Source organism: Aequorivita sp. Q41 (assembly GCF_039831855.1).
Lineage (GTDB): Bacteria > Bacteroidota > Bacteroidia > Flavobacteriales > Flavobacteriaceae > Aequorivita.
Genome location: NZ_JBDPMS010000002.1, coordinates 299,864 through 326,506, shown reverse-complemented (window position 1 = coordinate 326,506; position 26,643 = coordinate 299,864). Strand labels below are relative to the sequence as shown.

The following is a 26,643-nucleotide window of genomic DNA, read 5'->3' as shown; positions in this document are numbered from 1 at the left end:
AAGGTGTGTTTTTTACATACTTGAAAGAACCCATTGTAGAAAAGGGGTTCTTTCAAAAGATAAGTGTTTTTTAAAACTATTCGTTAAAATAGATGCCACCTGGAGTGATTCCTGTTGGAAAATCTTGAATTTGTTGATTCGTAGTCAAATCATACACAAACATTGAACCTTGGCTGGCAAAATCTCCCGCATCGGTAGCGTATAGTTTCCCGTCTTTTGCCTGTAGTGCATAAAAGAACCCATCAATAATCCCCGTTCCTGGCAATGTAATAGCTGTAGTATCTATTTTATAAACTTTTCCATTAAGGCTGTATAGCAAATTGGCACCATCTATTGTTAAACTTCCTGGATGTTCAGTTGTACCAAAAGTGTATGTTTCAGAAACCTGTCCTGTAGCAAGATCTATTTTCACTAAAGATCCTGGAGTTTCTGTACCCGTATAACTTGGTTTCCCTCCGCAAAGTACGTAAAGAGAATCCCCAGAAACAACCATTGAATTTGGAACGTCACCCACAGTAATAGTAGCTGAAACGTTAGTGCCAGAAATTACTGATATCAAATTATTTTGCCCATAAGCACCTTGGTGTGCAACATAAATTTTATTGTCATAAGAAACTAATTTCTCAGGTCCTAAAGCAACAGGAATTGTAGCAGAAACGGTATTGGTTCTTAAGTCTAATACCGCAACATAATCATCTGAGCTATTATTTGGATCCCCCCAATCTGTCACATAACCTTTACTTGCTGAAGAACTAATAAAATAACGTGGATTTACCAAACCAGAAGTAATTGAATCTACACTTTGAAATGTATACCGATTCGCCACCATAATTTTTGATGAATTGTTAACTACGATATAAGCATTTTCGTCCTGAAAGCCCATAGATTGAACAATGTTCCCTAAAGAATTTCCATTTACTTTTTGGTAAATATTTTGCTCAACAGTGCTATAATCTTCAGAAACGAACGTAATTGTTCCGCTTCCGTTATTAAAAGGACCTTCATTTGTAATAAATATTCCCGTTTGGTAATCTGAAGGAACAAATTCCTGTTGCGGACTATCATCATCACTACAAGCCGTAAAAAATGCAAGGGATAAGCATGTTAAAAGAATCTTTTTCATAAGTTTTGTTTGAATGTTAAAATTTAAAATTTAAAAATAATTGATAATTCCGTGAAGGCATCGGTCTATATGCAACGCTCTCATAATACCTATTGAAAACATTTTTAAGCCTACCTCCTATTGTTATATTTGATTTAAAGGGTAAGATAAATTCGCCCCCAAGGTTAAACACCGTAAAAGCTACTACACTATCACTGTTATCTGTTGTTGTATACGCTTTGCCATTATACAAACCTTGAATGTAAAATAAAAACTGTTTGTAATTATAACTTAAAGCACCCCCAGCTTTATTAAACGGTACATACATAAGTTGTGTTTCCTTTTCTAAATCTTCTGCCTTGGTATACGAATAATTTGCCGCTAAACTCAAAAAGTGTTTTGGGCTAATTTTTAGGGTATAATCAATTATAAACTCTAAACCGTAATTTCTAGTTTTACTAATATTTACAGGCTGCCAAAGTCCACCATTCCCGGGAACCCATTTTATTAAATCTTCGGAAGAAATATAAAACCCAGCCAGATCAAATTTAAAATCTTTAAAAATTAGCCCTTGCCCTAATTCAATTTGATAAGAAGTTTCAGGCTGCAAAGTATTATTACCGCCAGCATACCAATACAAATCATTAAATGTAGGAACACGATAATTTTTTGAGCCATTTATTCGAATTGCATAATCGTTTGAAATGGTCCACTTCGCATCTGCGGAAAAAAGCAACGGATTATCGAATCCATTTAAAAACTCTTTCCGAAAATTAAGCCCATATGTAAATTTCTTAGAGACGTTATGGTTTAACAACACAACGACAGCAAGGGTTTTACGAGTGTTTTCCCCAATATTTTCCCCTCTAGCATCGATATAATGATACGTTACTTTTGTGTTTAGCCGAAGGTTTTTTAACAACACAGCATCCGACTGAAGTGCTCCAATAAAAGTACTTGCTTTTCCTCCATCATACAATGGTTTTTCACTATCTGGAAAATATTTATACTCTTCAAAAAGATGGGCGATACTTGCTTTTGTTGTAAAAGCCCCTATGTTTTGTTGCAATTGAAAAAGATTTCGGGTGGCAATATCTTTATAAGCATCTTTTCCAATGGTGGTCAAACTCCCTGGAAAATTGCGGTCATTAAAAATGTATTCTGAATTCCAAGTTGCTAGGCCATTTTTAAGGTTTTTTGCGGCGTTTAGTTTTGATGCAAATCTCAAAAATTCACCGTGTGTGTTGGTTTTATGCTTTCCTATATAATCGTAATTGTTTTCTGAATTAATAAAATCTACCCCTACATTTACATAGTAATCATGCTTAGCGTGTGTTGTACTTGCGCTTCCACCAAGAGTTGAAAAACTTCCGTACTGCAATCCAATTTCAGTAGTATCCACTTTTTTAAAAGAAAAAGTGTTGTTTAAATGAATACTTCCACCTATAGCACCACTGCCGTATTGTACGCCTCCGCCTCCACTACGTATAGAAATTTCATTATAATTTAAGGGTGAAATGGTATTAAAATCGGTTTGTCCCGTAAAAACTGAATTAATATTTATTCCGTTCCAAACAACTGCTGTTTGCGCAGCATTTGTACCTCTAAATGATGGCGAAGAAACCATGCCGAAGCCATTTTCTTTAAAATAAATTGATGTATTATAACGAAGTGTTTCTGTTAGGGATGTTGCATTTCTTTCAACAAGAGAATCACTTAACTTTTCAATTTTATACCCTTTTGAAAACGGGATAAGTTTTGCATCAATAAGCAGTATTTCAGGCAATTGCTGAATGCTGTCTAACTGCGCATGAACAGAAGTCGTGCACAGAAAAATACCCAAGACAATATGGAGCCAATGTTGTTTCATAATTCAACCTTTATCCCGAAAGTTTGATGATTTTATGTTATGAATTTGGCAGGTCTCCTGGCTTGTCTTTGGTGCCACCTTCCCATCCCGATAGCAATCAAGACAGTGGTATTTGAAGCATGCACGCCCAAAAATTTATTTGGGACGACTTACAGTTGCGGGAACAGCATAGGATTGTTTATTTTACATTTAAGATTGCCAATTTTTTTATTTTCGACAAACATTTTTAAAATCTTTCACCTATTTCCCTTTTAAGAGTATTTTCTGTATTTGAAAACTACTCACCAAAATTCAGTGCAAAAATAGGTTTTAAATACTGGTTCGCCCAAACAAAACCATTATTTTTGAGGATGCAAAAAATTGTTTTCCTACTTACTACCATAATTGTTTTAGCCGCTTGTAAGAATACTAATTCCAACGATAGCGTGGAGTCCGTTGTTTCTTCAGGAGAAAAAATCACAGAAATTAAATATGCAAATGGCTTTGAAATAAGATCTTTCGGGAATTATAAAACCATTTCTTTAAAAAATCCTTGGCCTGGAACCGATAAGACCTTTACCTATGCATTGGTTGAAAAAGGAACTACTCCTCCAAATGCAGAAAATTTTGATGCCATTGTTGAAATGCCAATAAAACGAATCGTGGTTACCTCTACCACGCACATCCCTTCACTAGAAATGCTTGATGAAACCAATAGTCTGGTGGGTTTTCCTAACCTTGATTATATTTCTTCAGAAAAAACACGTAAAAATATAGGTAAAGGAAAAATTACTGAACTTGGTAGAAATGAAGCTATAAATACTGAAATCTTAATCGACTTAAAGCCAGATGCAGTGATTGGTTTTGCAATAGATGGAAATAACTCTACATTCAACACTATTGAAAAACTGGGAGTTCCAGTGCTTTATAATTCAGATTGGACAGAAACCTCCCCTTTGGGAAAAGCAGAGTGGATCAAATTTTTTGGAGTACTTTTCAATAAAGAAAAAAAAGCGGATAGCATTTTTAAAACTATTGAAACAGCATATATTACTGCCAAAAAAATAGCATCCCAAGCTAAGACAAAACCTACAGTAATTAGTGGTGCTATGTATAAAGATGTATGGTATATACCGCAAGGCGATAGCTGGGGAGCACAGTTTATTGCAGATGCCAATGGGGATTATCTATGGCAAGACACTAAAGGAACTGGCTCTTTATCGCTAAATTTAGAATCTGTACTTGAAAAAGGCTACGAGGCAGAGTTCTGGATAGGTCCAGGGCAATTTACAAACTTCGATGAAATGAAAAACGCCAGCAAAGCCTACGCACAATTTAAGGCTTTTAAGAATGGGAATGTGTTTACGTATAGTCTTAAAAAAGGTGAAACAGGCGGTGTTATTTATTTTGAATTAGCGCCAAATAGACCCGATTTGGTTTTAAAAGATTTAATTAAAATACTTCATCCTGAATTATTTACAGAGTACGAACTTTACTTTTTCGACAAGCTTCAGTAATGCAAGTTACACCATCATATCGAGGACTTTTTAGCATCCTATTTTTAGCATTACTCCTTGCTTTTATATTAAATTTAAGTGTAGGGTCAGTTGCTATACCGTTAGACGAGATTATAGCTGTCTTCATAGGAAATGATGCATCTAAAGAAACATGGCAATATATAGTATTAGAGTATAGATTGCCAAAAGCACTAACCGCAATGCTTGCTGGTGGAGGCTTAGCGGTATCAGGTTTGTTGATGCAAACCCTATTTAGAAACCCACTTGCAGGTCCTTTTGTGTTGGGATTGAGCAGTGGTGCTAGCTTGGGTGTTGCTATTTTAATTATGGGCGCAAGTGCATTTGGAGGTCTTTTTGGCACTCTATTATTAAGCCAATGGAGTTTGGTAATCGCTTCTGGATTGGGAAGTTTTTTGGTTCTCTTATCAGTGCTAGCAGTTACTTTTAAAATAAAAGACACCATGGCGATTTTAATAATTGGATTGATGTTTGGCAGTGTCACTACTGCTGTAGTTTCCGTGCTTTCTTATTTTAGTGAAGCTGAGCAATTAAAGCAATATATTTTTTGGTCTTTCGGAAGCTTAGGAAATCAATCGTGGCAAGGGGTATTTATTCTAGCAATTTGTTTTTTTACTGGGTTAATTATCAGTCTTTACAGCAGTAAATCGCTAAATGCCTTACTTTTAGGAGAGAATTATGCAAAAAGTATGGGGTTGCATATAAAGCGGAATACGTTCATTATAATTTTAGCAACAAGTATTTTAGCGGGAAGCATTACAGCCTTCGTTGGACCGATAGCATTTGTTGGATTGGCGGTACCACATTTGGTGCGTCAGTTTTTTAAAACATCAAATCATTTAGTGCTATTACCCGCTGTATTAGTCTGTGGAAGCCTATTAATGCTAGTCTGTGATACCGTTGCACAATTGCCCTTTAGTGAATTTACACTTCCCATAAATGCAATAACATCCTTAATTGGCGCGCCCGTAGTGATTTGGTTACTGGTTCGGAAACGAAAACTTTTCTTTTAATGGAATCAGAAAGAAAACATACAATTTTTGAGGCTCGGAATCTTGCGGTAGGATATTCGAACAAAAAAGAGAGTGAAACAATTTCAGAAGGAGTTCATTTTTCTTTTACAAGCGGTGAATTGATAGGACTTGTAGGTGCAAACGGCATCGGGAAATCCACGCTTTTAAGAACTTTAGCGGGTATGCAAAAGTTAATAAAAGGAAACATTTTACTCCATGGAAAGGATTTAAAGCAATATGCACCTTTTCAACTTGCAACCCAACTAAGTATCGTTTTAACAGAAGCTCCTGCTTCGAAAAACTTAACCGTTTTAGAACTCGTTTCGTTGGGCAGGCAACCTTATACCAATTGGATAGGTTCACTTTCAGAAAATGACAAGAAAGTTGTACGTTTTGCTTTAGAAGCCACAGAAATCACTGTGCTCGCGCAAAGAAAATGTTTTGAACTCAGTGATGGTCAAATGCAGCGTGTAGCTATTGCACGTGCATTAGCACAGGATACGCCTATTATTATTCTAGATGAACCAACAACACATTTAGATATTTATCACCGTGCATACATTTTAAAATTGTTAAGGAAATTAGCTTTAGAAATGGATAAAACCATTCTTTTTTCAACGCATGAAATTGATTTAGCCATTCAGCTTACTGATAAAATGCTTGTAATGACCCCGCAAGAAACTTTTTTTGACAAGCCCTGTAAGCTTATTGAAGCAGGTAGATTTGACGCGCTTTTCCCCAAAGAAACCATAGATTTTGATGGAAAAACTGGAAGGTTTACCATTCGGAAATAAGTATATTTACTTAAAATAAAGTATAATGAACGAAACATTTCTTTTTCTTCTATTGGCTGCTATCTGCCTCTTACTTGGGGCATATATTGGCAATCTTTTTGCGCGTTTAAAAAATAAAACCGAAACTAGCAAACTTGAAGCACGCCTCGAACATGCGTTACAACAAGAGGAAAAACTACACGAACGTTTTGAAACAGCCTTACGCGAGCGCGATGAACAACGCACAGAAAAAGAGCAACTCATTATTGAGCTTACCCGACGCAATTCAGAATTTGACAATCTAGAACTGCGCAATCGCGAACAAAAGGCAGAAGTAGAAAAACTACAGGAAAAATTTACCAAAGATTTTGAAAACCTCGCCAATAAAATTCTAGATGAAAACTCTTCAAAATTTAGCAAACAAAACAAAGAGAGTATTGAGGTTATTTTAAATCCGTTACAAGAAAAAATTAAAAGCTTTGAAAAACGTGTAGAAGACACTCACAAAGAGAGTATCGACCGTCACGCAACACTACGTCAACAAATTATTGGCTTAAAAGAACTCAACGAACAAATGAGTAAAGAGGCCACCAACCTCACAAAAGCTTTAAAAGGAGATAGTAAAATTCAAGGAAATTGGGGCGAATTAGTACTGGAGCGCGTCTTAGAAAAAAGCGGACTTGAAAAAGACCGGGAGTATTTTGTTCAAAACAGTTTTACTACGGAAGACGGCCGCAGATTACTTCCCGATGTGGTGCTTCATCTGCCCGACAATAAAAAAATGATTATTGATTCTAAGGTTTCCCTTGTTGCTTATGAGCGTTTTGTAAATGAAGAAGATGAAGAGCTACGCCCTCGTTTTTTAAAGGAACACGTTGCTTCACTTAAAAAACACATCGAACAATTGAGCGCCAAAAACTATCATACGCTTTACCAAATAGAAAGCCCAGATTTTGTCTTGCTTTTTGTTCCTATAGAACCCGCATTTGCAATTGCAATAAACCATGATAACAATATCTATAATTGGGCTTTTGAAAAGAATATCGTTATTGTAACCCCCGCTACATTACTAGCCACTTTACGTACCGTTGACAGTATGTGGACCAACGAAAAACAACAGCAAAACGCCATTGAAATTGCTACTCAAGCAGGAAGGCTTTACGATCAATTTGTTAACTTAACCGAAGACCTTATAAAGGTTGGAAATCAGTTAAATACTGTAAAAGGCAGTTATGATAGTACCATGGTAAAATTAACGGGAAGAGGCAATCTAATCACCAAGATAGAGCGTTTAAAAAAGCTAGGCTCCAAGGCAACTAAGCACTTAAATGAAAAACTGCTAAAGAAGGCAGATGACAATCTAGACGATTAATTTTTAAAAAATTAAAGATGAAAAAAATCTTATTCATTATCCTAGGAAGCCTATTGGCCTTGTATTTAATGTACTTTGCCTTTGTTTATTTTGTGCCCTATAGCGAAGGTACTCGTGCTGGTGAACTAATAAAATTTAGCCATCGCGGGGTGGTTATTAAAACTTGGGAAGGTGAAATAAGCCAAGGTATAAGTGGGGCACAAATATTTTCATTTTCAGTATTAGATAAAGATGCAGCGGTTATTGAAAAACTAAAAGAATATCAGGGAAGCTATGTAAAAGTGACCTATATAGAACGCTTTGCATCTTTTGCAATTTGGGGTGAAACAAACTACTTTATCACCGCTGTTGAAAAAGAAAACTCCCCACATTTTAATAGAGAATAGATGCAACGTACCCACAAACACATCGAAGCATCACAGGTAACCATTTCTGAACTCATGTTACCTTCTCATGCGAATTTTGGAGGTAAAATACACGGAGGCTATATTTTATCACTGATGGATCAAATTGCATTTGCTTGTGCGTCAAAACACAGTAAGTATTATTGCGTAACAGCTTCTGTAGATACGGTAAATTTTTTGAACCCTATTGAAGTAGGTGAATTGGTTACTTTAAAAGCTTCCGTAAATTACGTAGGAAAAACATCTATGGTAATTGGAATTCGTGTAGATGCCGAAAACATTCACACTGGCGCTAAAAAACATTGTAACTCCTCTTATTTTACGATGGTAGCGAAAGATGATGAAGGTTTAGGCATGGAGGTACCTGGTTTAATTTTAGATTCAAAAATTGAAATTAGGAGATTTTTAAAAAGTGTGCATCGTTTGGCAACTAAAAAAAAACAGAAACATCAAGAATCAAACTTTGAAGTCGAAAAACACATCCATGAATTAAAAGATCACAAAGTTATTGTTGCCTATAAAAACAACAATTAAAAACTTTATTTTTTTGCGATTTTTAAAGTTGCCTGTAGGTTGTTTGAAGTAACTTTTACAAAGTAAAGACCGCTATTTAGCCTACTCATATCTACTGGTGTAAAATTCCCAGCCCCTTTTCCTTCTGAAACAAGTGTTCCTAAAACATTATAAATTTGATAATTATCAATTTTAAATATAGAAGAAATCGTTAAATCGTTTTTAACAGGATTTGGATAAAAATTTAAGTTCTTAATAAACTTATCTTCAGTTGAAAGTTTACCAACTACCGTTATTTTTCCATGCATAGCAGGATCCAAATCATTTTGATATTCAGTAACTCCAGGTTTTGAAAAAACATGTGAAAATTCACTGTTTAAACCTTTAAGTACCCCGCTATCAAAATTTTCACTCCCAGTAGGAAAACTAGTGATACTTTTTTGAGAATCATCGACCCATACCCAATGTACGGTATCACCAACCTCTATTGTAGGGCTAGCCACAGAAACATTAACACCTTGTTCCCAAGCAATTTCAAAAACATTCTGCGCAGAGAGAATGTTCATTGTAATAAAAAAAAGGAACAAGGTAGTTTTTTTCATGTATAATACGTTTTTAAGTGTTTTAGCAGTCTAAAATTACAAAAAATTAGTGCAAAACTCCATGATATGTTAAAATAATGGTTATTTGCTTAAGTACATTTTTCTTCTAGCATATAAATCATAAAAAGCATCATCTTTTAGGCTTTCTATAAATAAAATGCTTTCGCCGGTACTTTTCATTTCAGGACCTAATTGTTTGTTTACGTTTGGAAATTTATTAAAACTAAAAACAGGTTGTTTAATAGCAAAACCTTCCAGCTTAGGGTTGAAATTAAAGTCAGTAACTTTATTGTGACCTAACATAACTTTAGTAGCGTAATTTACATAAGGCTCTCCGTACGCTTTTGCAATAAATGGAACTGTTCGTGAAGCGCGTGGATTTGCTTCAATTATGTACACCATATCATCTTTTATGGCAAATTGAATGTTTATCAAGCCTACCGTTTTTAATGCTTTCGCAATTTTAACAGTATGGTCTTTAATTTGTTGCATTACAAATTCACCTATATTAAATGGAGGTAATGTCGCATTCGAATCTCCTGAATGGATTCCACAAGGCTCAATATGCTCCATGATGCCAATGATATAAACGTTTTCACCATCGCAAATTGCATCTGCTTCCGCTTCAATTGCACCGTCTAAGTAATGATCTAGCAATAATTTGTTGTTTGGAATTTTACGAAGTAAATCTACTACGTGTTCTTCCAGTTCTTTTTTATTGATTACAATTTTCATCCCTTGTCCGCCCAATACGTATGAAGGACGGATTAACAGTGGAAAGTCTAATTGATCCGCAAGTGCTAAGGCTTCTTCCGTAGTTTCGGCTACTCCAAATTCTGGGTAGGGAATGTTATTTTCCTTCAAAAGTGAAGAAAAACTTCCTCTATCTTCTGCTAAATCTAATGACTGGTATGTGGTGCCAATAATATTTATTCCGTAACGATCAAGCTTTTCAGCTAGCTTTAACGCGGTTTGCCCTCCTAATTGAACAATAACACCTTCAGGTTTTTCATGACGAATAATATCGTAAATATGTTCCCAGAATACAGGTTCAAAATACAATTTGTCTGCAACATCAAAATCTGTGGAAACAGTTTCTGGGTTGCAGTTTATCATTATAGTTTCATAACCGCATTCTGCAGCCGCCAGAACACCGTGAACACAGCAATAATCAAACTCAATACCCTGTCCTATTCTATTGGGCCCAGAGCCTAATACTACAATTTTTTTCTTTTCAGTTACAATACTATCATTCTCTGAATATGGCTTTTGGCCTGCAAGCTGAATTTCATTCTCGAATGTAGAGTAATAATATGGTGTTTCTGCTTTAAATTCTGCGGCACAGGTATCAACCAATTTATACACACGCTGAATATTCATTTCCTCACGTTTACTGTAAACTTGACTTTCCAAACATTTCAACATATGCGCTATCTGCCTGTCGCCATACCCTTTTTGTTTAGCTTCAAGCAATAACTCTCTTGGAAGTGTATCTAAGGTATACTTTGAAATCTCTTTTTCTAGTAAGAATAATTCTTCATATTGGCGAAGAAACCACATGTCTATCTTTGTGATTTCATGTATTCTGCTCAATGGAATTCCAATTTGTATGGCGTCATAAATTACAAAAACACGATCCCAACTTGCATTTTTTAATTTATCGAGAATCTGTTCGTAATTAGTATAGCTTTTCCCATCTGCACCAATACCGTTACGTTTAATTTCTAAAGACTGCGTTGCTTTGTGAAGCGCTTCTTGAAAAGAACGACCAATCCCCATTACTTCTCCTACAGACTTCATTTGTAAGCCTAAAGTACGGTCTGAACCTTCAAATTTATCGAAATTCCAACGTGGAATTTTTACAATTACATAATCTAAAGTAGGTTCAAACAAAGCTGAAGTTGACTTTGTAATCTGGTTTTTTAATTCATCTAATGTATACCCAATAGCTAGTTTGGTTGCAATTTTTGCAATGGGATATCCTGTTGCTTTTGAAGCTAATGCTGAAGAGCGAGATACACGAGGGTTAATCTCAATAGCAATAATCTCTTCCGCTTCATCGGGGCTCACAGCAAACTGCACGTTACAACCTCCTGCAAAATCACCAATACTACGCATCATATGAATTGCCATATCACGCATTTTCTGAAAAGTCCGATCGTTAAGCGTCATTGCTGGCGCAACTGTTATGGAGTCTCCGGTGTGGATTCCCATAGGATCCATATTTTCGATTGTACAAATAATAACTACATTATCATTATTATCACGAAGAAGTTCAAGTTCGTACTCCTTCCACCCCATCATCGCTTTATCAATCATCACTTCGTGGATAGGAGAAATCTCTAAACCATGTGATAATAATTCGTCAAAATCTTCTTCTTTATACACTATGGATGCCCCCGCACCGCCCAAAGTATAGGAAGCACGAATAACCAATGGAAAGCCATATTCTTGAGCAATTTCTTTTCCTTGAAGATACGAGTTTGCGGTGGCTTGTGGGGCCATTCCAACTCCAATCTTTTCCATTAAAGCTCTAAACTTCTCCCTATCTTCCGTAATGTTAATTGCCTCAATATCTACACCTATCAATTTAACGTCAAAATCTTTCCAGATGCCTTTTTCATCTGCTTCAATACATAAATTAAGTGCGGTTTGTCCACCCATAGTTGGCAAAACGGCATCAATTTGTGGGTGTTCCTTTAAAATTTTCACTAAAGATTTTGTAGTAAGCGGCAAAAGATAAATATGATCGGCCATAGAAGGGTCGGTCATAATGGTTGCTGGATTACTATTTATCAATATAGTTTCAATTCCATCTTCTCGCAAAGACCGAAGTGATTGTGATCCAGAATAGTCAAATTCACACGCCTGGCCAATTACAATAGGGCCAGAGCCAATAATTAGAACGGATTTAATAGAGGGGTTTTTAGGCATTTTTTTTACTTTTTCGGTGACGCAAAAATACGACGCATTAGAGTATAAAAAAAAGGTGTTGCTTAGTTAAACAACACCTTTTATATATAATTTATCAACATTATTTTTTGTGACGAGCTTCAGAAGATACAGAAACTCTCTTTCTGCCTTTCGCTCTGCGGGCAGCTAAAACCTTTCTTCCGTTTACAGAAGCCATACGCTCTCTAAAACCGTGTTTGTTTCTTCTTTTTCTCTTTGATGGCTGAAATGTTCTTTTGCTCATTATAGTATTCTTTAACTTCCGTAAATTCTTTGTTCAATGACCTTTCTTCAAAGTCGGGTGCAAAAATACAACAAGTTTTCACTTAGACAAACCTTTTTTGAAAAAATATCTACAAACTTTTTTACTTCACATAAACCAAGCAAATATAAAATTATCTAATTATTAGGTAAGTAGTGATTTTAGATGAAATAATTACGCTCAAAAACAGAAAACCTATCAAAAAGCATTTAGTTTTTATACCTTTGCAGCCTATTTTAAAGCTAAAATATGTTTAATAAAAATATAAAGTTTATTTTGGCTGCATTAGTGATTGGTGCGGCAGTTTGGCAATTCACAGAAACAAATATCGGTAACGGTATTATGCTTATTTTGCTTTCTTTGATGTTTGTTTTCTTATACTTTAAGAACGAAATAATCCTACTTGCCTTTTTACGCCTTAGGAAACAGGATTTCCCGGGAGCTAAAAAATGGTTAGACAAAATTAAAAACCCAAGTGCAGCATTGGTTCCAAAGCAAGAGGGATACTACAATTACTTAAACGGTTTAATGGTGTCGCAAACCAATATGGTTGAAGCTGAAAAATATTTCAAGAAAGCAGAAAAACTAGGATTGAACATGTCTGCAGATATGGCGATGACTAAATTAAACCTTGCAGGGATTGCAATGACAAAAAACCGTAAGCGCGAAGCTGACCAATTGCTTCTTGAAGCAAAAAGCCTTGACAAGCACAATATGCTAGACGACCAAATAAAAATGATGAAGCAGCAGATGAAAAAAATGGGGCAACCACGCCAACAGTTTGGTCGCAGTGGTCGCGGTGGTGGCGGTAGAAAATTCTAAAATTAACTACTTGCTTTCTACAACTAAATAGTTTTTAGATAACTATTTACACACTTATTAACGGTTGTTTTTAAAAACTACCTTATCTTTGTAGAAAGTTTACGCTTATGGGTAGAAAACTACTTTATCTTTTCTTAGTGTTAACCTTTTCAGCTCACTCCCAAATTGAGCAAGAGCCTTTATTTTCCGAATCTATTGGGAAAAACATTAAGAAATATAGAACAAACTCACAAGAGGCTTATTTAAACAAAGATTTTGAGCGTGCAGAATTTCTATTTGATTCGCTTATTAACAATGTTGTAAACGGAAGCTATCTGGATAACTTTAAGGTTCGAAAGCTTTCAGGTAGAAAAATAGATCTCTACAAATTTGAAAAACCTATCTTTTTGATGACTTATGCATCTTGGTGTACTCCGGGGGTAGGAGAAATTCCCGCTTTAAACGAAGTTGCTGAAAAAAACTATAAAGATATTGATTTTGTAGTCCTTTTTTGGGATTCAAAACAAAATGTACGAAAATCTACTCAAGCATATTCAAGCAAAATAAACATTGTATATGTTGATGAGATGGAAAATAAAAGCGACCATGTGGTTGCTATTATGAAGCACAGCTTAGGTTTTCCAACTTCCTTTTTTATAAATGAAAACAAACAAATTGTGGATGTAAGACGTGGCGTATTACACCCCTACAACGAAAAATATGAAATCTCATTTGAGTTAAATTATAACTCTTTCTTAAACGGAATATCACTTCTTAAAAATCTTAGTGAAGAAGAAAATCATCATTATGTAACAAAAGAAACCCCATAAATACAAAAAGCAATATGAGGTTTCTAAAGTTTTAAATTGAAAACCAAGCTCTATTTATAATACCCCTTTTCAGGAATTTCAATAAAATATTCCTTCCCTGAAGCATTTTTTAAATACGTATCTCTAAGCCAAGGGTTGTGTAATTTTAAAATTTTATAATTTATTCCATACTGTTTTACCCACTCTGCCCAATCTTCAACAGCTGTATTTACTTTGACCTTAAAAGTGGGAACATTTACATACAAATCGTTTTCAGTAAAATTGAATCCATATTTTTTTGGATGTGTCATTATTTCTTTTAATGCCATGATTCTAAACACATAACGACTTGTTTCGTCATTCAATAACAAATCGTAATAGCTTGTTTCTTTTTGTCTATTTATTTGTTTGTTCATACCTCCAACACCTGCATTATATGATGCTGCAGCCATTGTCCAACTCCCAAACTTCTCTTTAGATTTTTTAAGATATTCTGCAGCTACCATTGTAGCCTTTTCTAGATTATAGCGCTCATCGACATAATCGTTTATCTCAAGGCCATATTCGAGACCAGTACCTTTCATAAAATGCCAAATACCAGAAGCTCCAACCGGCGAGCTTGTATATTCTAATCCACTTTCAGCTACTGCTAAATATTTAAAATCATCTGGTAATCCATACTTTTTCAACAAAGGCTCGAGTAACGGAAAATATTTGTTGGCCCGTTTAAAAAGAAGCAAGCCATTAGACTGCCAGTAGGTATTTACAAGTAATTCTCTGTCCATTCGCTCACGAATATCTGGGTTATTAAGAGGCACAGCTTCTCCAGCGAAATCCATTGTATCAGGTAATGGCAATGCATAAACATTATAATCATTTACTATTTTTTCCTTAAAATTTTCATTTGTTGGTGTTTTTTGTACCGCATTAATGCTAACCGCACAAGCAGCCAATACTGCGACTCCCAAACCAATTTTACTTATCGTTTTCATACTATTTTTTTATTTAAAGATACCCAATAAAGCTAATTTTTGATATAAAAACAAACTTTATGTTTCAAATATTTCTAATAATTTTTTTGAAATTTCCCTTCCTTTATTCAATATCATAATATGTGTTCCACCATCAATAACCATGCAATTATCAATATATTTTTTAGGAAAAACAATGTCTTTGTTTCCATGAATATGAATAACACCTTGAATCTTTTCTTTTCTACTCCAAGTAATCATTTTTTCGAGTGCCCAGTCCAAGTATTGCTTGTCTCTCACATGAAGGTATTGTTGGTATAATTTTAATCGCTTTTTAGATTTCGGTCCGATTGAATATTTAGTTAAATCATCTGTGCTTAAAACCAAACTGGTTGGAATAAGTTTATATGCATTCGTAAAATTTGCAACTTTAATTCTACGTGGAAGTTCACTTTGGGTCTTTACACTCGAAATTATTATAAGCTTTTTGAGGTTTAAAAAACAACTCATTTCTTGTACCATAACCCCTCCAAAAGACACTCCTATTAAAATAGCATTTTGTTCTTCCACCCTAGCAGCCATGCGTTTTGCATAATCTGAAAGATTTTCATTTTTTTCTGGAATTAACCATTCTAAAATATGAATTTCATAGTTTTCTGAAAGTTTGATATTTCTAAAAATTTCACTTCCAGCTGCTAGACCTGGAACAAAATATACATGTGTTGTTATAGAATTCATAATTCTTTTATAAAGAAAATGGTATTACACGAAGATTATTCGTAAATTTACGGGTACAAAGATAAAATTATACCATAGTTTTCTTAAAACTAAGTATTTCTTTAATAATTACTTTGAAATCAAACCAACCATCCTATACACTGTATATAAAACAATGTTTTGTATACAAACCTCATGTTCTAGGTTGAGCGCCTCAAATAAAAATCATACGCTTACTAATTTTACAATAGTTTAAACAATTTAAGTAAACCCACAATGATTGAAGATGTTGAAATTACCGACAATGAATTTTTAAGACAATTTGAGCTCGAAATTGGTGAAAACATGGCTCGTATAGAATATGCACTTCAGGATCGAAAAATTTTTCTAACCAAATATGAAATGTCTGAAGCCTTAGAAGAACAAGGGTTTCGTGATATATTTATTAAAGCCGTGTTTGAAGAAGTGAAAAATAGAGGTATAAGTTTAGTCCCTACAAGTCCTGAAATAGCTGGTTTTATGCGAAAAAACCGTAGAAAATATAAAAATTTATTACCTGTTGGAATTAATATTTAAACCAACGTTTTTTCTAAAATTTTAAACCGAACCAAACCATCTTCATCAATTTCAGTTAATTGTATTCTATGTAAGGTATTTACCAATTCTGGATTCCAGGGTGCTTTAACTTTTACGTAGTTTTCTGTAAAGCCGTGAATATAACCTTCCTTATTTTCACTCTCAAAAAGAACGGTTCTTTCAGTTCCTAGCTGACTTTCATAAAAAGCTCTGCGTTTTTTTGCTGAAAGACCACGAAGCATTTTACTACGCTTATTCCTCACCTTCATCGGAACCACACCTTCCATTTCGGCAGCTGGCGTATTATCGCGTTCAGAATATGTAAAAACATGTAAATATGAAATATCTAAATCATTTAAAAAGTGATACGTCTCTAAAAAATATTCTTCTGTTTCACCTGGAAAACCAACAATTACATCTACGCCAATACATGCGTGTGGCATGACTTCACGGGTTTTTGCAATGCGTTCCAAATAGAGCTCCCGCATATACCGACGGCGCATTAACTTCAAAATAGCGTTGCTTCCACTTTGCAAGGGAATATGGAAATGCGGCACAAAAGTGCGCGATTTTGAAACAAAATCTATAGTTTCATTTTTAAGCAAATTTGGTTCTATTGAAGAAATACGAAGGCGCTCAATACCTTCCACTTCATCTAAAGCTTTAACCAATTCTAAAAAAGTATGTTCGTGTTTTTTATTGCCAAACTCACCCTTTCCATAATCACCAATGTTAACGCCTGTAAGAACAATTTCTTTTATTCCTTGCTGCGAAATTTCAAAAGCATTTTTTAAAACATTTTCTAATGTATCGCTCCTAGAAATACCTCGTGCCAACGGAATTGTGCAATAGGTACACTTATAATCACACCCATCTTGCACTTTTAAAAAAGCTCGGGTTCTATCGCCAATGGAGTACGAACCTACATAAAAATCTGCATCTTCAATGTCGCAGGAATGTATTTCTCCAGCTCCACGACTACGCTCTGGTCGTGCTAATAAATCGTTTATATATGAAGTAAGTTTAAATTTTTCTGTAGCGCCCAAAACCAAATCTACACCATCAACAGCAGCAAGTTCTTCAGGTTTTAACTGCGCATAACAACCTACTGCAGCAACAAAAGCATCCTCATTTACCTTTTGGGCTTGCTTTACTATCGTTTTGAAACGCTTATCTGCATTTTCAGTAACGCTACAGGTGTTAATGACATAAATATCAGCTTTTTCTGAAAATTCTACACGATCAAAACCTTCACCTTCAAAACTTCTGGCTATTGTAGAAGTTTCGCTGAAATTAAGTTTACACCCTAGTGTGTAAAAAGCAACTTTTTTTGAAGGCAGCATTATTGTATTTTTGGTAATTAAGATTGCAAAAATACAAACTATTACACACCAATACACGATTTTTTTATATTGAAATTTTTAGCTTATAGACATAAATGAAACAATAAACTCATATATTCGTGTCTTCGCGGTAATCCTTCAAAATGTACAGATTTCTTATACTTTTAAGTGCAACTTTCTTTTTATTTTCCTGCCAAAACAACGCAGAAACAGATAAAGACCACCTTGTTTTTCGTTATAACGAACACGGAAACATACCAACACTAGACCCTGCTTTTGCTAGAAACCCGCAAGCAATTTGGCCAGACAATCAATTGTATAATGGTTTAGTACAGCTTGATGATTCTTTAAACATTGAACCCGACATTGCAAAAAGTTGGATTATAAACGATTCTACATACACCTATACTTTTTTTTTGAGAAACGATGTGTTTTTTCATAAGAATAAAGTTTTTGGAAAGGATTCAACACGAACTGTAAACGCTACTGATTTTGTATATAGTTTCAATCGTTTAACAGATGAAAAAATAGCGTCTTCTGGAAGTTGGGTGATGAATTACGTAGAAAGTTACAAAGCCGAAAACGACACAACCTTCGTTATAAAATTAAAGCAACCCTTTCCAGCATTTTTAGGACTACTTTCAATGCGTTACTGTTCCGTTGTGCCAAAAGAAGCTGTAGCGTTTTACGGAAATGAATTCCGAAGAAACCCTGTGGGAACAGGGCCTTTTCAATTTAAAATGTGGGAAGAAAATGTAAAATTGGTTTTTAGAAAAAACCCGCTTTACTTCGAAAAAGATAAATATGGAACGCAACTCCCCTATTTAGAAGCTATTGCAATTACTTTTTTACCCGATAAACAAAGTGAATTTTTACAGTTTGCACAAGGAAAACTAGATTTCATTTCAGGATTAGATGGTAGTTATAAAGACGAATTATTAACTACACACGGAAAACTTCAACCAAAGTATGAGGATTTAGCATATATGATTACTGGGCCTTATCTAAATACAGAATACCTAGGTTTTTTTCTTAATGCAAATACTCCAGAAATAAAGAGCAAAATACTGCGCCAAGCAGTAAATTATGGTTTTGATCGCCAAAAAATGGTCACATATTTACGTAATGGAATGGGAATTCCAGCCATTCATGGGTTTATTCCAAAAGGATTGCCTGGGTATGCAGAAATTGATGGTTATACGTATCAGCCTGAAAAAGCAAAACAATTAATTGAACAATACAAAGCAGAAACTGGTGATACAAATCCAGAGATAATTATAGGGACTAATAGCCAGTATTTAGATTTATGTGAATACATTCAGCGTGAGCTTGAAAAACTTGGAATAAGCGTAACTATCGATGTCATGCCGCCTTCCACGCTTCGGCAAATGAAAAGCAGTGGCGAACTGGATATTTTTCGTGCTAGTTGGATTGCTGATTACCCAGATGCTGAGAACTATTTATCGCTATTTTACAGCCCAAATTTCGCTCCAAACGGACCTAATTATATGCATTTTAAAGATGCAGTTTTTGACAGCCTTTATGTAAAATCACTTTCTATTTCAAATATTGAAGCGCGTAAATTACTTTACACAAAAATGGATTCTATTATTGTAGCAGATGCCCCAATAGTTCCTTTGTTTTATGATATGGCAGTGCGTTTTGTAAATAAAAAAATTTCAGGGTTGGGAATTAATCCTCAGAACTTTTTAGTGTTGAAGCATGTAAAGAAATCAAAATAATCTGTAAATTGTTTTACTAACCAACTTTATTCTTTTTCCTATGAGCTACGGTGCTGGGCATGTTTTTGCTATGATTGCTTCATTGAAAAATAACAAACGAAATAGAAAGTCTCTTTTCGAGAAAAATGTAAATAAGTATAATGGAGGTTATGGAAAAATTATAGACTATAAAAAGTTTTCTCCAGCGCAGTTTGCCGCTTTTAAACAAAAGTTAAAAGAAAATGAATTGCGCCGACAAAAACGATTAGCAATTGTATTTGGGAGTGTAATGTTGCTAATTATTGGTGTATTAATCTATTTTTTATTTTTCCATTAAGCTTTTCGCCACTTTGATGTTTCTTCAAAAACGTGTTCTAAAATTTTAGCTTCTTGTTCTGAGAACTCAATATTTCTACGGCTCATCACTACTTTTGCTACTTCAAAAGCCTTATCTGTTTTATAGGGTGTAAATCCACCGCTTCCACCCCAACTAAAACTCGGAACAAAATTTCGTGGAAAACCACTCCCAAAAATATTAGCACTTACACCAACTACGGTTCCTGTATTGAACATTGTATTGATGCCACATTTGCTGTGATCGCCCATCATTAGTCCGCAAAACTGCAATCCTGTTCGGGCAAAACCTTCCCTTTCATAATCCCAAAGGCGTACTTCAGCATAATTGTTTTTAAGGTTTGAATTGTTTGTATCTGCGCCTAAATTACACCACTCACCCAAAACTGAATTTCCTAAAAAGCCATCATGCCCTTTATTAGAATATCCGAAAATCACTGAATTATTCACTTCTCCTCCCACCTTACTGTGTGGGCCAATGGTAGTACCACTATATATTTTAGCTCCCATCTTTAAGGTGGAATGCTCGCATAGCGCAAAGGGTCCACGCACCAAAGCACCTTCCATGATTTCAGCATCTTTACCAATATAAATGGGGCCTTCGGAAGCATTTAGAGTACAAAACTCAAGGTTTGCTCCCTCTTCTATAAAAATATTTTCTGGGTTTTTTGTCCAAACTCCTTCAGGAATAGGTTGCGAATCTCTTCCTGTAGTTAGCATTTCAAAATCGCGTTTTATTGCTTCAGCATTTTTAGAAAAAATATCCCAAGTATTTTTAATTCGAAAAACATCATCACCTTCGTATTGAATAATATCAAAAGCATCAAAATCAGGCTCCTGCCCTTCTAAGGAAAAAAAGGCAATTGCTTCGTCTTCTAAAAATATAGCTTGATTTTCATTTAAACCTTTAATAAGATTCACTAAATTTTCTGAAGGTAGAAAAGAAGCATTAATCAAAATATTTTTCTCAAGCTCTAAAAAAGGGAATTTATCTGAAAGGTAATCTTCGGTTACTGTAGTGGTAGTATAGCCTAAAAAATGCTCCCATTTTTCGCGAATGGTTAAAATTCCCACGCGAATATCTGCAACTGGACGGGTAAATGTAAATGGCAAAAGTTGGTTACGGACGGTACCGTCAAAAAGGATATAGTTCATTTAGATTTTAGATTTAGGATATACGGTTGTTAAAAAAAACCGAAACTATAGCTTGTAAATTAAATTCAATATTAATCAAAATTCAGCAATCGACAAATTAAAAACAAAAAGCCTTCGATTTCTCGAAGGCTTTAATTTTGTTATAAACACTAAGGGTAGTTCGAAGTGTTGCAATTGAAGATTACTCTTCAGTTTTAGCTTCTTTAGCAGCAGGTTTTTTAAACTTGTCGTATTTGTTTTTAAATTTGTCAATACGTCCTGCAGTATCGATAAGTTTTGCTTTTCCAGTGTAAAAAGGATGTGAAGAACGTGAAATCTCCATCTTTACCAAAGGATACTCAACACCATCAACTTCGATAGTTTCTTTTGTATCTGCAGTTGACTTTGTAAGGAAAACATCTTCGTTACTCATGTCCTTAAAAGCAACTAATCTATAATTTTCTGGGTGGATACCTTTTTTCATCTCTCTAACTAATTATTATATTTTAAAAATGCACATTTCCGACCTTTCGGAATTGAGTTTGCAAATTTAAGTATTTATTGGAAATTAGCAACAAAATTATTCACTTTTTTAATTCATTGCAAAATTGCTCACAAATGTAACGTTTTGCTATCTTTGTTTACTAACAACCTGAACCAAAAAAACTATTTAAAAAAATGGAAACTCAACCAACTTCAGTTAAAAAAATAGCGCTTAATTACGGGGTGCTTTTGGCATTATTATCTATCGTATTGCAAGTAATTTCATATGTATTGGACGCACATATAGATCGCCCATGGTGGTTAACTGTGCTTCAATTAGTAATTTCTGTGGGCGTAATTTCGTATGGAATAAAAGCCTATAAAGCTTCAAACGCAGGGTATTTAACGTTAGGTCAGGCATTAAAAACTGGTTTAGCTATCAGTATTGTTGCAGGAATTATTGCTGTTATTTTCAACTATATATTTATGAATTATATAGATCCAAATTTCGTTCAAAATACATTAGATTTTTCAAGAGAACAAATGATTGAGCAAAATCCAAACATGACTGAAGAACAAATAAAGGTTGCAATGGATATGTCTGCTAAGTTTATGTCTCCTTTAATTATGTCAGCATTTGCATTGATAGCAACTTTATTCTTTGGATTTATTATTTCTTTGTTTGCAGGATTAATTATGAAGAAAAATCCACCACAACAAATTTAATTATTAATGAATTTATCCATAGTCATACCTCTTCTAAACGAAGAAGAATCACTTAATGAACTTTACCGTTGGATTGCGTCCGTGATGCAATCCAACGGTTTTTTATACGAGCTGATATTTATTGACGATGGAAGCAACGATAATTCTTGGAAGATTATTGAATCGCTATCTAAAAAAAATCCAGCCGTAAAAGGAATTCGTTTTCAGAAAAACTACGGAAAATCGCAAGCGCTACATGCTGGTTTCGCCATGGCAAAAGGAGAGGTAATAATCACCATGGATGCCGATTTACAAGACAATCCAGAAGAAATACCTGAATTGTATAAAATGATTACCGAAGAAGGTTTCGATCTGGTTTCTGGCTGGAAAAAGAAACGATACGATTCAGTACTTAGCAAAAATATGCCTTCCAAATTATTTAATTACGCCGCACGAAAAACTTCTGGCGTTAAGCTACACGACTTTAATTGCGGGATCAAAGCATATAAAAAAGACGTTGTAAAAAGTATTGAGGTTACAGGTGAAATGCACCGTTACATTCCTGTATTGGCAAAAAATGCAGGTTTTAGCAACATAGCTGAAAAAGCTGTTTTGCATCAAGCCAGAAAATATGGCACCACAAAATTTGGCGCAGAACGTTTTATACGTGGATTTTTGGACTTGATAACCATTTGGTTTTTATCTCGATTTGGAAAACGACCTATGCACTTATTTGGTGCATGGGGCGCATTAATGCTTTTTATTGGCTTTTGCTTTGCACTTTTTCTGGGTATCGACAAGCTTTTTATAAATCCAACTGGAAGACTTATTGCTGAGCGAACAGAGTTTTTTATCGCACTTACGGCTATGGTTTTAGGAACCCAGCTATTCCTTGCAGGGTTTTTAGGGGAATTAATTCTCAGAAGTAAAAAAGATTCGCGGAACTACATAATTAAAGAGCAGTTTTAAGCTTTAAGACTGCTATAGTTCTTGCTTAAATTCCCTTTAAATACATAAAGTATATAAGGGTTCTCAAATTTATAAACTGGATTTTGCTCAATAGCACTTTATAAATTCCTATTTTTGCACCTTTAAATAAAGTGAATGATTTACGTAGATCCAAAAATTTTAGCTCGCGTCAACCAATGGCTCACCCCCTTTTTCGATACTAAAACCCAACAAAACATAAAAGAAATGATTGCTAACGATCCTGAAGGATTGGAAGATAGCTTTTATAAAAACTTGGAGTTTGGTACCGGTGGAATGCGTGGTATAATGGGCCTTGGCGATAACCGCATTAATAAATATACCTTAGGAAAAAATACGCAAGGACTTTCAAATTACCTAATTAAACAATTTCCAAATCAAGAAATTAAGGTTGCAATTGCGTTCGATTGTAGGCATAATAGTAAGGAGTTTGCAAAAATAGTGGCAGACGTTTTTTCTGCAAATGGAATAAAAGTTTTTCTTTTTTCTGAATTACGCCCTACACCCGAACTTTCTTTTGCTGTAAAATATTTAAATTGTCAAGCCGGAATCGTTTTAACAGCTTCTCACAACCCACCAGAATACAACGGTTATAAAGTATACTGGGAAGATGGCGGGCAGTTAGTTCCACCACAAGATGGGGAAATAATTGCTGAAATAAATTCACTTAAATATGAAGATATAAAATTTGAAGCAAACGAAAATTTGATTCAAATTATAGCTACAGAAGTGGATGAAGCCTTCGCAAAAGCTTCCGTTGAAAACGGAAGCTTTAATACTTCGCAAACAGCAAAAGATACTATAAAGATTGCATTTACGTCACTTCACGGAACTTCAATTACAATGATACCTACAGTTTTAGAGCTGGCTGGGTATAAAAATGTTGCTATCGTTAAAGAACAAGCGGAGCCAAACGGTGATTTTCCAACAGTAAAATCTCCCAATCCGGAAGAACCTGCTGCCTTAAAAATGGCTTTAGAGCTCGCCGAAAAAGAAAACGCAGATATAGTAATTGGTACCGATCCAGATTGCGACAGATTAGGGATTGCTGTTAGAAATGAGGACAATAAGATGGTTTTGCTAAATGGAAACCAAACCATGGTTTTGATGACGCACTTCCTTCTAGAACAATGGCAAAACGCTGGAAAAATTAACGGACACCAATTTGTGGCTTCTACAATTGTTTCTACACCCATGGTTGAAAAAATAGCTACTCATTTTAATGTGAAATACATTGAAGGACTCACAGGTTTCAAGTGGATTGCCAAAATGATCAATGATTTCCCAGCACTTGACTTTATTGGTGGTGGGGAAGAAAGTTTTGGATATTTAGTAGGCGATTTTGTACGTGATAAAGATGCCGTTACCGCTGCTCTACTCGCTTGTGAAATTGCAGCACAAAAGAAAAGTGAAAACAGCAGTATGTTTCAATACTTGAATACACTTTACAATCAATTTGGGAACTATCGCGAGCATCTAATTTCAATTACTAAAAAAGGAAAACAAGGTGCTGAAGAGATTTCATCTATTATGAAAACCCTTCGTGAAAATCCTTTTAAAGAAATTGCTGGAAGCAAAGTGGTGCGAATGGACGATGTTTCAAAAAATGAAACAACAGATTTTGTAAAACAGGAAAAATTGTCATTAAACCTGCCAAAATCCAATGTATTAATTTATTATACCGAAGATGGCAGCAAAATTGCTGCACGACCAAGCGGCACAGAACCAAAAATAAAGTTCTACATTAGCGTAAATACTTTTGAAAAAGAGAATTTTGAAAAAATACTTCAGAAGAAAATCGATACTATTGCCGCACAACTAAATATTAGTTAATGAATTATTTCAAAAAAATACTGCGTTACGCCTATCCATACAAGAGATATGCTTTTTTAAATATCTTTTTTAATGTGCTTTACGCATTATTTGGCACCCTTTCATTTGTAGCATTGATTCCTGTTTTAGAAATTATTTTTAGTGATAATCGTACCCTTGAAACTAAACCTATTTATGAAGGGATTTCTACAATAAAAGATTTTTCTCAAGAATACCTTAATTACTTTATTATTGACAACATCAATAAACACGGTGAATTTAAGGTGCTTATGTATATGGTTGGCATTATAATTTCACTTTTTTTATTGAAAAATTTGAGTAATTATTTAGCTATGTTTTACTCTACGTTTCTGCGAAATGGAGTACTAAAAGATTTACGAAATGACCTTTATAGCAAAGTAATCCAATTTCCTTTAGCGTTCTATTCTGAAAAAAGAAAAGGAGATACTATTTCACGATTAAGTGGTGATGTGGATGAAGTAAAAAACTCCGTGCTTTCTGTATTAGAAATGATTGTTCGTGAGCCTTTAACGATCATTTTTTCCTTGGCTACGATGCTCTTTATAAGTCCAAAACTTACACTTTTTGTATTTTTATTTCTTCCTATTTCGGGGTTTTTAATATCAAAAATAGGTAAATCTCTTAAAAAAGGGTCTTTAAAAGTACAACAAGAACAAGGAACGTTTCTTTCCATTCTCGAAGAAACTATGGGTGGATTACGGATTATAAAAGCTTTTCATGCTGAAAGTCTTTTCCAAAAGAAATTTGAAGATAGCAACCAGCGGTTTTATAAATATTCTAATGCTGTACTAAACAGACAAAACTTAGCATCTCCGGTTAGTGAGCTTTTAGGAATTATTACAATTGGGATTCTATTGGTGTATGGTGGGTACTTAGTTTTTGTTGACAGAACCCTGGAAGCCAGCTTCTTTATTGGCTACATTATGCTAGCATACAACATTTTAACTCCTGCTAAAGCCATTGCGAAAGCTAGTTATTCCGTGAAACGCGCAGATGGTTCTGCACATCGAATTTTGGAATTGTTGGAAGCAAAAAATACAATTACTGATATTGAAAACCCAGTGCAGAAAGAAGGTTTTGACGGCACTATTTCAATCAAGAATATTTCGTTTAAATACGATGATCAATATGTATTGAAAGATTTTTCGCTTGAAATCCCCAAAGGAAAAACCGTAGCATTGGTTGGCCAGTCCGGTAGTGGAAAAAGCACGATTGCAAACCTATTAACGCGTTTTTACGATGTAAATAAAGGAAGCATTGAAATTGATGGTGTTGATATAAAAGATATTTCAAAGAGGTCATTGCGCGGTTTAATGGGCATCGTTTCACAAGATTCTATTCTTTTTAATGATTCCGTAGCAAACAATTTAAAACTCGGAAAACCATTAGCTTCAGATTCTGAATTGCTGGAAGCTGCCGAGATAAGTAATTCATACGAGTTTATTAAAGAGTTGCCTGATGGTTTTGAAACCAATATTGGTGACAGCGGAAACAAACTTAGTGGTGGCCAGAAACAACGTTTAAGTATAGCGCGTGCCGTACTTAAAAACCCTCCAATAATGATTTTGGATGAAGCGACATCTGCTTTAGATACTGAAAGTGAGCGTTTGGTGCAAGATGCCTTAGAAAAAATGATGAAAAACAGAACTTCCATCGTTATTGCACATAGACTTTCTACCATTCAAAATGCAGACAATATTGTGGTACTCTCCAAAGGAAAAATCGTGGAACAAGGCAAACACCAAGAACTTTTAGAGAAAAAAGGTGTTTATTACAGTTTGGTAGAAATGCAATCGCTTGCATAAAGCTAC

Annotated in this window: 25 protein-coding genes and 1 riboswitch; of the genes, 15 read left to right on the top strand and 10 right to left on the bottom strand. The window is 34.7% G+C overall.

Translation table 11 applies throughout. The features are described from left to right. Positions 1 to 76: 76 nt before the first annotated feature. Complete coding sequence (locus tag ABJ955_RS10945; protein ID WP_347374663.1) at positions 77 to 1,123, bottom strand: DUF5074 domain-containing protein; 1,047 nt, start codon at positions 1,121 to 1,123, stop codon at positions 77 to 79. Positions 1,124 to 1,139: 16 nt separating this feature from the next. Then, entirely contained in the window at positions 1,140 to 2,972 is a 1,833-nt protein-coding gene (locus ABJ955_RS10940) for a TonB-dependent receptor (RefSeq protein WP_347374662.1), read from the bottom strand. A 29-nt stretch (positions 2,973 to 3,001) separates the two neighbouring features. After that, positions 3,002 to 3,276, bottom strand: a riboswitch (cobalamin riboswitch). Between the two features lie 46 nt (positions 3,277 to 3,322). On the opposite strand from ABJ955_RS10940, the gene ABJ955_RS10935 reads away from it, so the two are divergent. The 6 genes from ABJ955_RS10935 to ABJ955_RS10910 are packed head-to-tail and all read left to right on the top strand — an operon-like array spanning position 3,323 to position 8,582. After that, complete coding sequence (locus tag ABJ955_RS10935) at positions 3,323 to 4,468, top strand: ABC transporter substrate-binding protein (RefSeq protein ID WP_347374661.1); 1,146 nt, start codon at positions 3,323 to 3,325, stop codon at positions 4,466 to 4,468. Beyond that, positions 4,468 to 5,499, top strand: a complete 1,032-nt coding sequence (locus ABJ955_RS10930; protein WP_347374660.1) for an iron ABC transporter permease — start codon at positions 4,468 to 4,470, stop codon at positions 5,497 to 5,499. Before ABJ955_RS10935 ends, ABJ955_RS10930 begins: the two co-directional genes overlap by 1 nt. Beyond that, positions 5,499 to 6,293: an ABC transporter ATP-binding protein gene (locus ABJ955_RS10925; protein WP_347374659.1), complete on the top strand. Its 795-nt coding sequence runs from the start codon at positions 5,499 to 5,501 to the stop codon at positions 6,291 to 6,293. The genes ABJ955_RS10930 and ABJ955_RS10925 overlap by 1 nt, the downstream gene beginning before the upstream one ends. Positions 6,294 to 6,318: 25 nt before the next feature. Continuing rightward, positions 6,319 to 7,644 (top strand): DNA recombination protein RmuC, encoded by a 1,326-nt coding sequence (gene rmuC / locus ABJ955_RS10920; RefSeq protein WP_347374658.1) that lies wholly within the window; start codon positions 6,319 to 6,321, stop codon positions 7,642 to 7,644. 17 nt (positions 7,645 to 7,661) lie between these two features. Next, complete coding sequence (locus tag ABJ955_RS10915; RefSeq protein ID WP_347374657.1) at positions 7,662 to 8,030, top strand: 6-phosphogluconate dehydrogenase; 369 nt, start codon at positions 7,662 to 7,664, stop codon at positions 8,028 to 8,030. Beyond that, the gene (locus ABJ955_RS10910) at positions 8,031 to 8,582 is read left to right on the top strand and encodes an acyl-CoA thioesterase (protein WP_347374656.1); all 552 of its coding nucleotides are present in this window, start codon (positions 8,031 to 8,033) and stop codon (positions 8,580 to 8,582) included. 5 nt (positions 8,583 to 8,587) lie between these two features. Here ABJ955_RS10910 and ABJ955_RS10905 read toward each other — a convergent pair whose 3' ends face one another. The 3 genes from ABJ955_RS10905 to rpmH form a co-directional block, all read right to left on the bottom strand. Further along, complete coding sequence (locus ABJ955_RS10905; RefSeq protein WP_347374655.1) at positions 8,588 to 9,163, bottom strand: T9SS type A sorting domain-containing protein; 576 nt, start codon at positions 9,161 to 9,163, stop codon at positions 8,588 to 8,590. An 81-nt stretch (positions 9,164 to 9,244) separates the two neighbouring features. Continuing rightward, positions 9,245 to 12,097: a carbamoyl-phosphate synthase large subunit gene (gene carB, locus ABJ955_RS10900; protein WP_347374654.1), complete on the bottom strand. Its 2,853-nt coding sequence runs from the start codon at positions 12,095 to 12,097 to the stop codon at positions 9,245 to 9,247. Between the two features lie 100 nt (positions 12,098 to 12,197). Further along, positions 12,198 to 12,359: a 50S ribosomal protein L34 gene (rpmH, locus tag ABJ955_RS10895; RefSeq protein WP_347374653.1), complete on the bottom strand. Its 162-nt coding sequence runs from the start codon at positions 12,357 to 12,359 to the stop codon at positions 12,198 to 12,200. 267 nt (positions 12,360 to 12,626) lie between these two features. Between rpmH and ABJ955_RS10890 the strand changes: the two genes are divergently transcribed. Beyond that, a complete protein-coding gene (locus ABJ955_RS10890) occupies positions 12,627 to 13,199 on the top strand; it encodes a DUF2892 domain-containing protein (protein ID WP_347374652.1) in 573 nt (190 codons plus the stop codon). Between the two features lie 107 nt (positions 13,200 to 13,306). Next, positions 13,307 to 14,008: a TlpA disulfide reductase family protein gene (locus ABJ955_RS10885; RefSeq protein ID WP_347374651.1), complete on the top strand. Its 702-nt coding sequence runs from the start codon at positions 13,307 to 13,309 to the stop codon at positions 14,006 to 14,008. A 50-nt stretch (positions 14,009 to 14,058) separates the two neighbouring features. On the opposite strand, the gene ABJ955_RS10880 is transcribed toward ABJ955_RS10885, so the two are convergent. Further along, entirely contained in the window at positions 14,059 to 14,979 is a 921-nt protein-coding gene (locus ABJ955_RS10880) for a lytic transglycosylase domain-containing protein (protein ID WP_347374650.1), read from the bottom strand. Positions 14,980 to 15,036: 57 nt separating this feature from the next. Next, on the bottom strand, positions 15,037 to 15,696 hold the full coding sequence (locus ABJ955_RS10875) for an alpha/beta hydrolase (protein WP_347374649.1): 660 nt from the start codon (positions 15,694 to 15,696) through the stop codon (positions 15,037 to 15,039). 255 nt (positions 15,697 to 15,951) lie between these two features. Here ABJ955_RS10875 and ABJ955_RS10870 point away from each other — a divergent pair, with 255 nt between their 5' ends. Further along, positions 15,952 to 16,251, top strand: a complete 300-nt coding sequence (locus ABJ955_RS10870) for an N-acetyltransferase (protein WP_347374648.1) — start codon at positions 15,952 to 15,954, stop codon at positions 16,249 to 16,251. Here ABJ955_RS10870 and mtaB read toward each other — a convergent pair. Beyond that, on the bottom strand, positions 16,248 to 17,594 hold the full coding sequence (gene mtaB, locus ABJ955_RS10865) for a tRNA (N(6)-L-threonylcarbamoyladenosine(37)-C(2))-methylthiotransferase MtaB (protein ID WP_347374647.1): 1,347 nt from the start codon (positions 17,592 to 17,594) through the stop codon (positions 16,248 to 16,250). The two genes, ABJ955_RS10870 and mtaB, sit on opposite strands and share 4 nt — an antisense overlap. Before the next feature lie 143 nt (positions 17,595 to 17,737). On the opposite strand from mtaB, the gene ABJ955_RS10860 reads away from it, so the two are divergent. Next, on the top strand, positions 17,738 to 19,336 hold the full coding sequence (locus ABJ955_RS10860; protein WP_347374646.1) for an ABC transporter substrate-binding protein: 1,599 nt from the start codon (positions 17,738 to 17,740) through the stop codon (positions 19,334 to 19,336). A gap of 40 nt (positions 19,337 to 19,376) precedes the next feature. Then, complete coding sequence (locus ABJ955_RS10855; RefSeq protein ID WP_347374645.1) at positions 19,377 to 19,652, top strand: hypothetical protein; 276 nt, start codon at positions 19,377 to 19,379, stop codon at positions 19,650 to 19,652. Here ABJ955_RS10855 and ABJ955_RS10850 read toward each other — a convergent pair. Both ABJ955_RS10850 and ABJ955_RS10845 read right to left on the bottom strand, forming a co-directional pair. Continuing rightward, positions 19,649 to 20,824 (bottom strand): GlmU family protein, encoded by a 1,176-nt coding sequence (locus ABJ955_RS10850; protein ID WP_347374644.1) that lies wholly within the window; start codon positions 20,822 to 20,824, stop codon positions 19,649 to 19,651. The two genes, ABJ955_RS10855 and ABJ955_RS10850, sit on opposite strands and share 4 nt — an antisense overlap. A 181-nt stretch (positions 20,825 to 21,005) precedes the next feature. Then, a complete protein-coding gene (locus tag ABJ955_RS10845) occupies positions 21,006 to 21,287 on the bottom strand; it encodes a type B 50S ribosomal protein L31 (protein ID WP_272855576.1) in 282 nt (93 codons plus the stop codon). 194 nt (positions 21,288 to 21,481) lie between these two features. Between ABJ955_RS10845 and ABJ955_RS10840 the strand changes: the two genes are divergently transcribed. The 4 genes from ABJ955_RS10840 to ABJ955_RS10825 all read left to right on the top strand — a co-directional run bounded on the left by ABJ955_RS10840 (position 21,482) and on the right by ABJ955_RS10825 (position 26,637). Continuing rightward, positions 21,482 to 22,012, top strand: a complete 531-nt coding sequence (locus ABJ955_RS10840; RefSeq protein WP_347374643.1) for a DUF4199 domain-containing protein — start codon at positions 21,482 to 21,484, stop codon at positions 22,010 to 22,012. Positions 22,013 to 22,018: 6 nt separating this feature from the next. Further along, entirely contained in the window at positions 22,019 to 22,960 is a 942-nt protein-coding gene (locus ABJ955_RS10835; protein WP_347374642.1) for a glycosyltransferase family 2 protein, read from the top strand. A 135-nt stretch (positions 22,961 to 23,095) separates the two neighbouring features. Next, complete coding sequence (locus ABJ955_RS10830; RefSeq protein WP_347374641.1) at positions 23,096 to 24,811, top strand: phospho-sugar mutase; 1,716 nt, start codon at positions 23,096 to 23,098, stop codon at positions 24,809 to 24,811. Then, positions 24,811 to 26,637 (top strand): ABC transporter ATP-binding protein, encoded by a 1,827-nt coding sequence (locus ABJ955_RS10825; protein WP_347374640.1) that lies wholly within the window; start codon positions 24,811 to 24,813, stop codon positions 26,635 to 26,637. Before ABJ955_RS10830 ends, ABJ955_RS10825 begins: the two co-directional genes overlap by 1 nt. Positions 26,638 to 26,643 lie beyond the last annotated feature (6 nt).

Excerpts from the sequence above, each read along its gene's own strand:
- ABJ955_RS10875 (WP_347374649.1), bottom strand. The coding sequence starts at position 15,696 with ATGAATTCTATAACAACACATGTATATTTTGTTCCAGGTCTAGCAGCT.
- ABJ955_RS10940 (WP_347374662.1), bottom strand. The coding sequence starts at position 2,972 with ATGAAACAACATTGGCTCCATATTGTCTTGGGTATTTTTCTGTGCACG.
- ABJ955_RS10840 (WP_347374643.1), top strand. The coding sequence starts at position 21,482 with ATGGAAACTCAACCAACTTCAGTTAAAAAAATAGCGCTTAATTACGGG.
- carB (WP_347374654.1), bottom strand. The coding sequence starts at position 12,097 with ATGCCTAAAAACCCCTCTATTAAATCCGTTCTAATTATTGGCTCTGGC.
- ABJ955_RS10850 (WP_347374644.1), bottom strand. The coding sequence starts at position 20,824 with ATGAACTATATCCTTTTTGACGGTACCGTCCGTAACCAACTTTTGCCA.
- ABJ955_RS10915 (WP_347374657.1), top strand. The coding sequence starts at position 7,662 with ATGAAAAAAATCTTATTCATTATCCTAGGAAGCCTATTGGCCTTGTAT.
- ABJ955_RS10880 (WP_347374650.1), bottom strand. The coding sequence starts at position 14,979 with ATGAAAACGATAAGTAAAATTGGTTTGGGAGTCGCAGTATTGGCTGCT.
- ABJ955_RS10885 (WP_347374651.1), top strand. The coding sequence starts at position 13,307 with ATGGGTAGAAAACTACTTTATCTTTTCTTAGTGTTAACCTTTTCAGCT.
- mtaB (WP_347374647.1), bottom strand. The coding sequence starts at position 17,594 with ATGCTGCCTTCAAAAAAAGTTGCTTTTTACACACTAGGGTGTAAACTT.
- rmuC (WP_347374658.1), top strand. The coding sequence starts at position 6,319 with ATGAACGAAACATTTCTTTTTCTTCTATTGGCTGCTATCTGCCTCTTA.
- ABJ955_RS10905 (WP_347374655.1), bottom strand. The coding sequence starts at position 9,163 with ATGAAAAAAACTACCTTGTTCCTTTTTTTTATTACAATGAACATTCTC.
- ABJ955_RS10945 (WP_347374663.1), bottom strand. The coding sequence starts at position 1,123 with ATGAAAAAGATTCTTTTAACATGCTTATCCCTTGCATTTTTTACGGCT.
- ABJ955_RS10925 (WP_347374659.1), top strand. The coding sequence starts at position 5,499 with ATGGAATCAGAAAGAAAACATACAATTTTTGAGGCTCGGAATCTTGCG.
- ABJ955_RS10835 (WP_347374642.1), top strand. The coding sequence starts at position 22,019 with ATGAATTTATCCATAGTCATACCTCTTCTAAACGAAGAAGAATCACTT.
- ABJ955_RS10825 (WP_347374640.1), top strand. The coding sequence starts at position 24,811 with ATGAATTATTTCAAAAAAATACTGCGTTACGCCTATCCATACAAGAGA.
- ABJ955_RS10870 (WP_347374648.1), top strand. The coding sequence starts at position 15,952 with ATGATTGAAGATGTTGAAATTACCGACAATGAATTTTTAAGACAATTT.
- ABJ955_RS10855 (WP_347374645.1), top strand. The coding sequence starts at position 19,377 with ATGAGCTACGGTGCTGGGCATGTTTTTGCTATGATTGCTTCATTGAAA.
- ABJ955_RS10935 (WP_347374661.1), top strand. The coding sequence starts at position 3,323 with ATGCAAAAAATTGTTTTCCTACTTACTACCATAATTGTTTTAGCCGCT.
- ABJ955_RS10860 (WP_347374646.1), top strand. The coding sequence starts at position 17,738 with ATGTACAGATTTCTTATACTTTTAAGTGCAACTTTCTTTTTATTTTCC.
- ABJ955_RS10930 (WP_347374660.1), top strand. The coding sequence starts at position 4,468 with ATGCAAGTTACACCATCATATCGAGGACTTTTTAGCATCCTATTTTTA.
- ABJ955_RS10830 (WP_347374641.1), top strand. The coding sequence starts at position 23,096 with ATGATTTACGTAGATCCAAAAATTTTAGCTCGCGTCAACCAATGGCTC.
- ABJ955_RS10890 (WP_347374652.1), top strand. The coding sequence starts at position 12,627 with ATGTTTAATAAAAATATAAAGTTTATTTTGGCTGCATTAGTGATTGGT.
- ABJ955_RS10910 (WP_347374656.1), top strand. The coding sequence starts at position 8,031 with ATGCAACGTACCCACAAACACATCGAAGCATCACAGGTAACCATTTCT.
- rpmH (WP_347374653.1), bottom strand. The coding sequence starts at position 12,359 with ATGAGCAAAAGAACATTTCAGCCATCAAAGAGAAAAAGAAGAAACAAA.
- ABJ955_RS10845 (WP_272855576.1), bottom strand. The coding sequence starts at position 21,287 with ATGAAAAAAGGTATCCACCCAGAAAATTATAGATTAGTTGCTTTTAAG.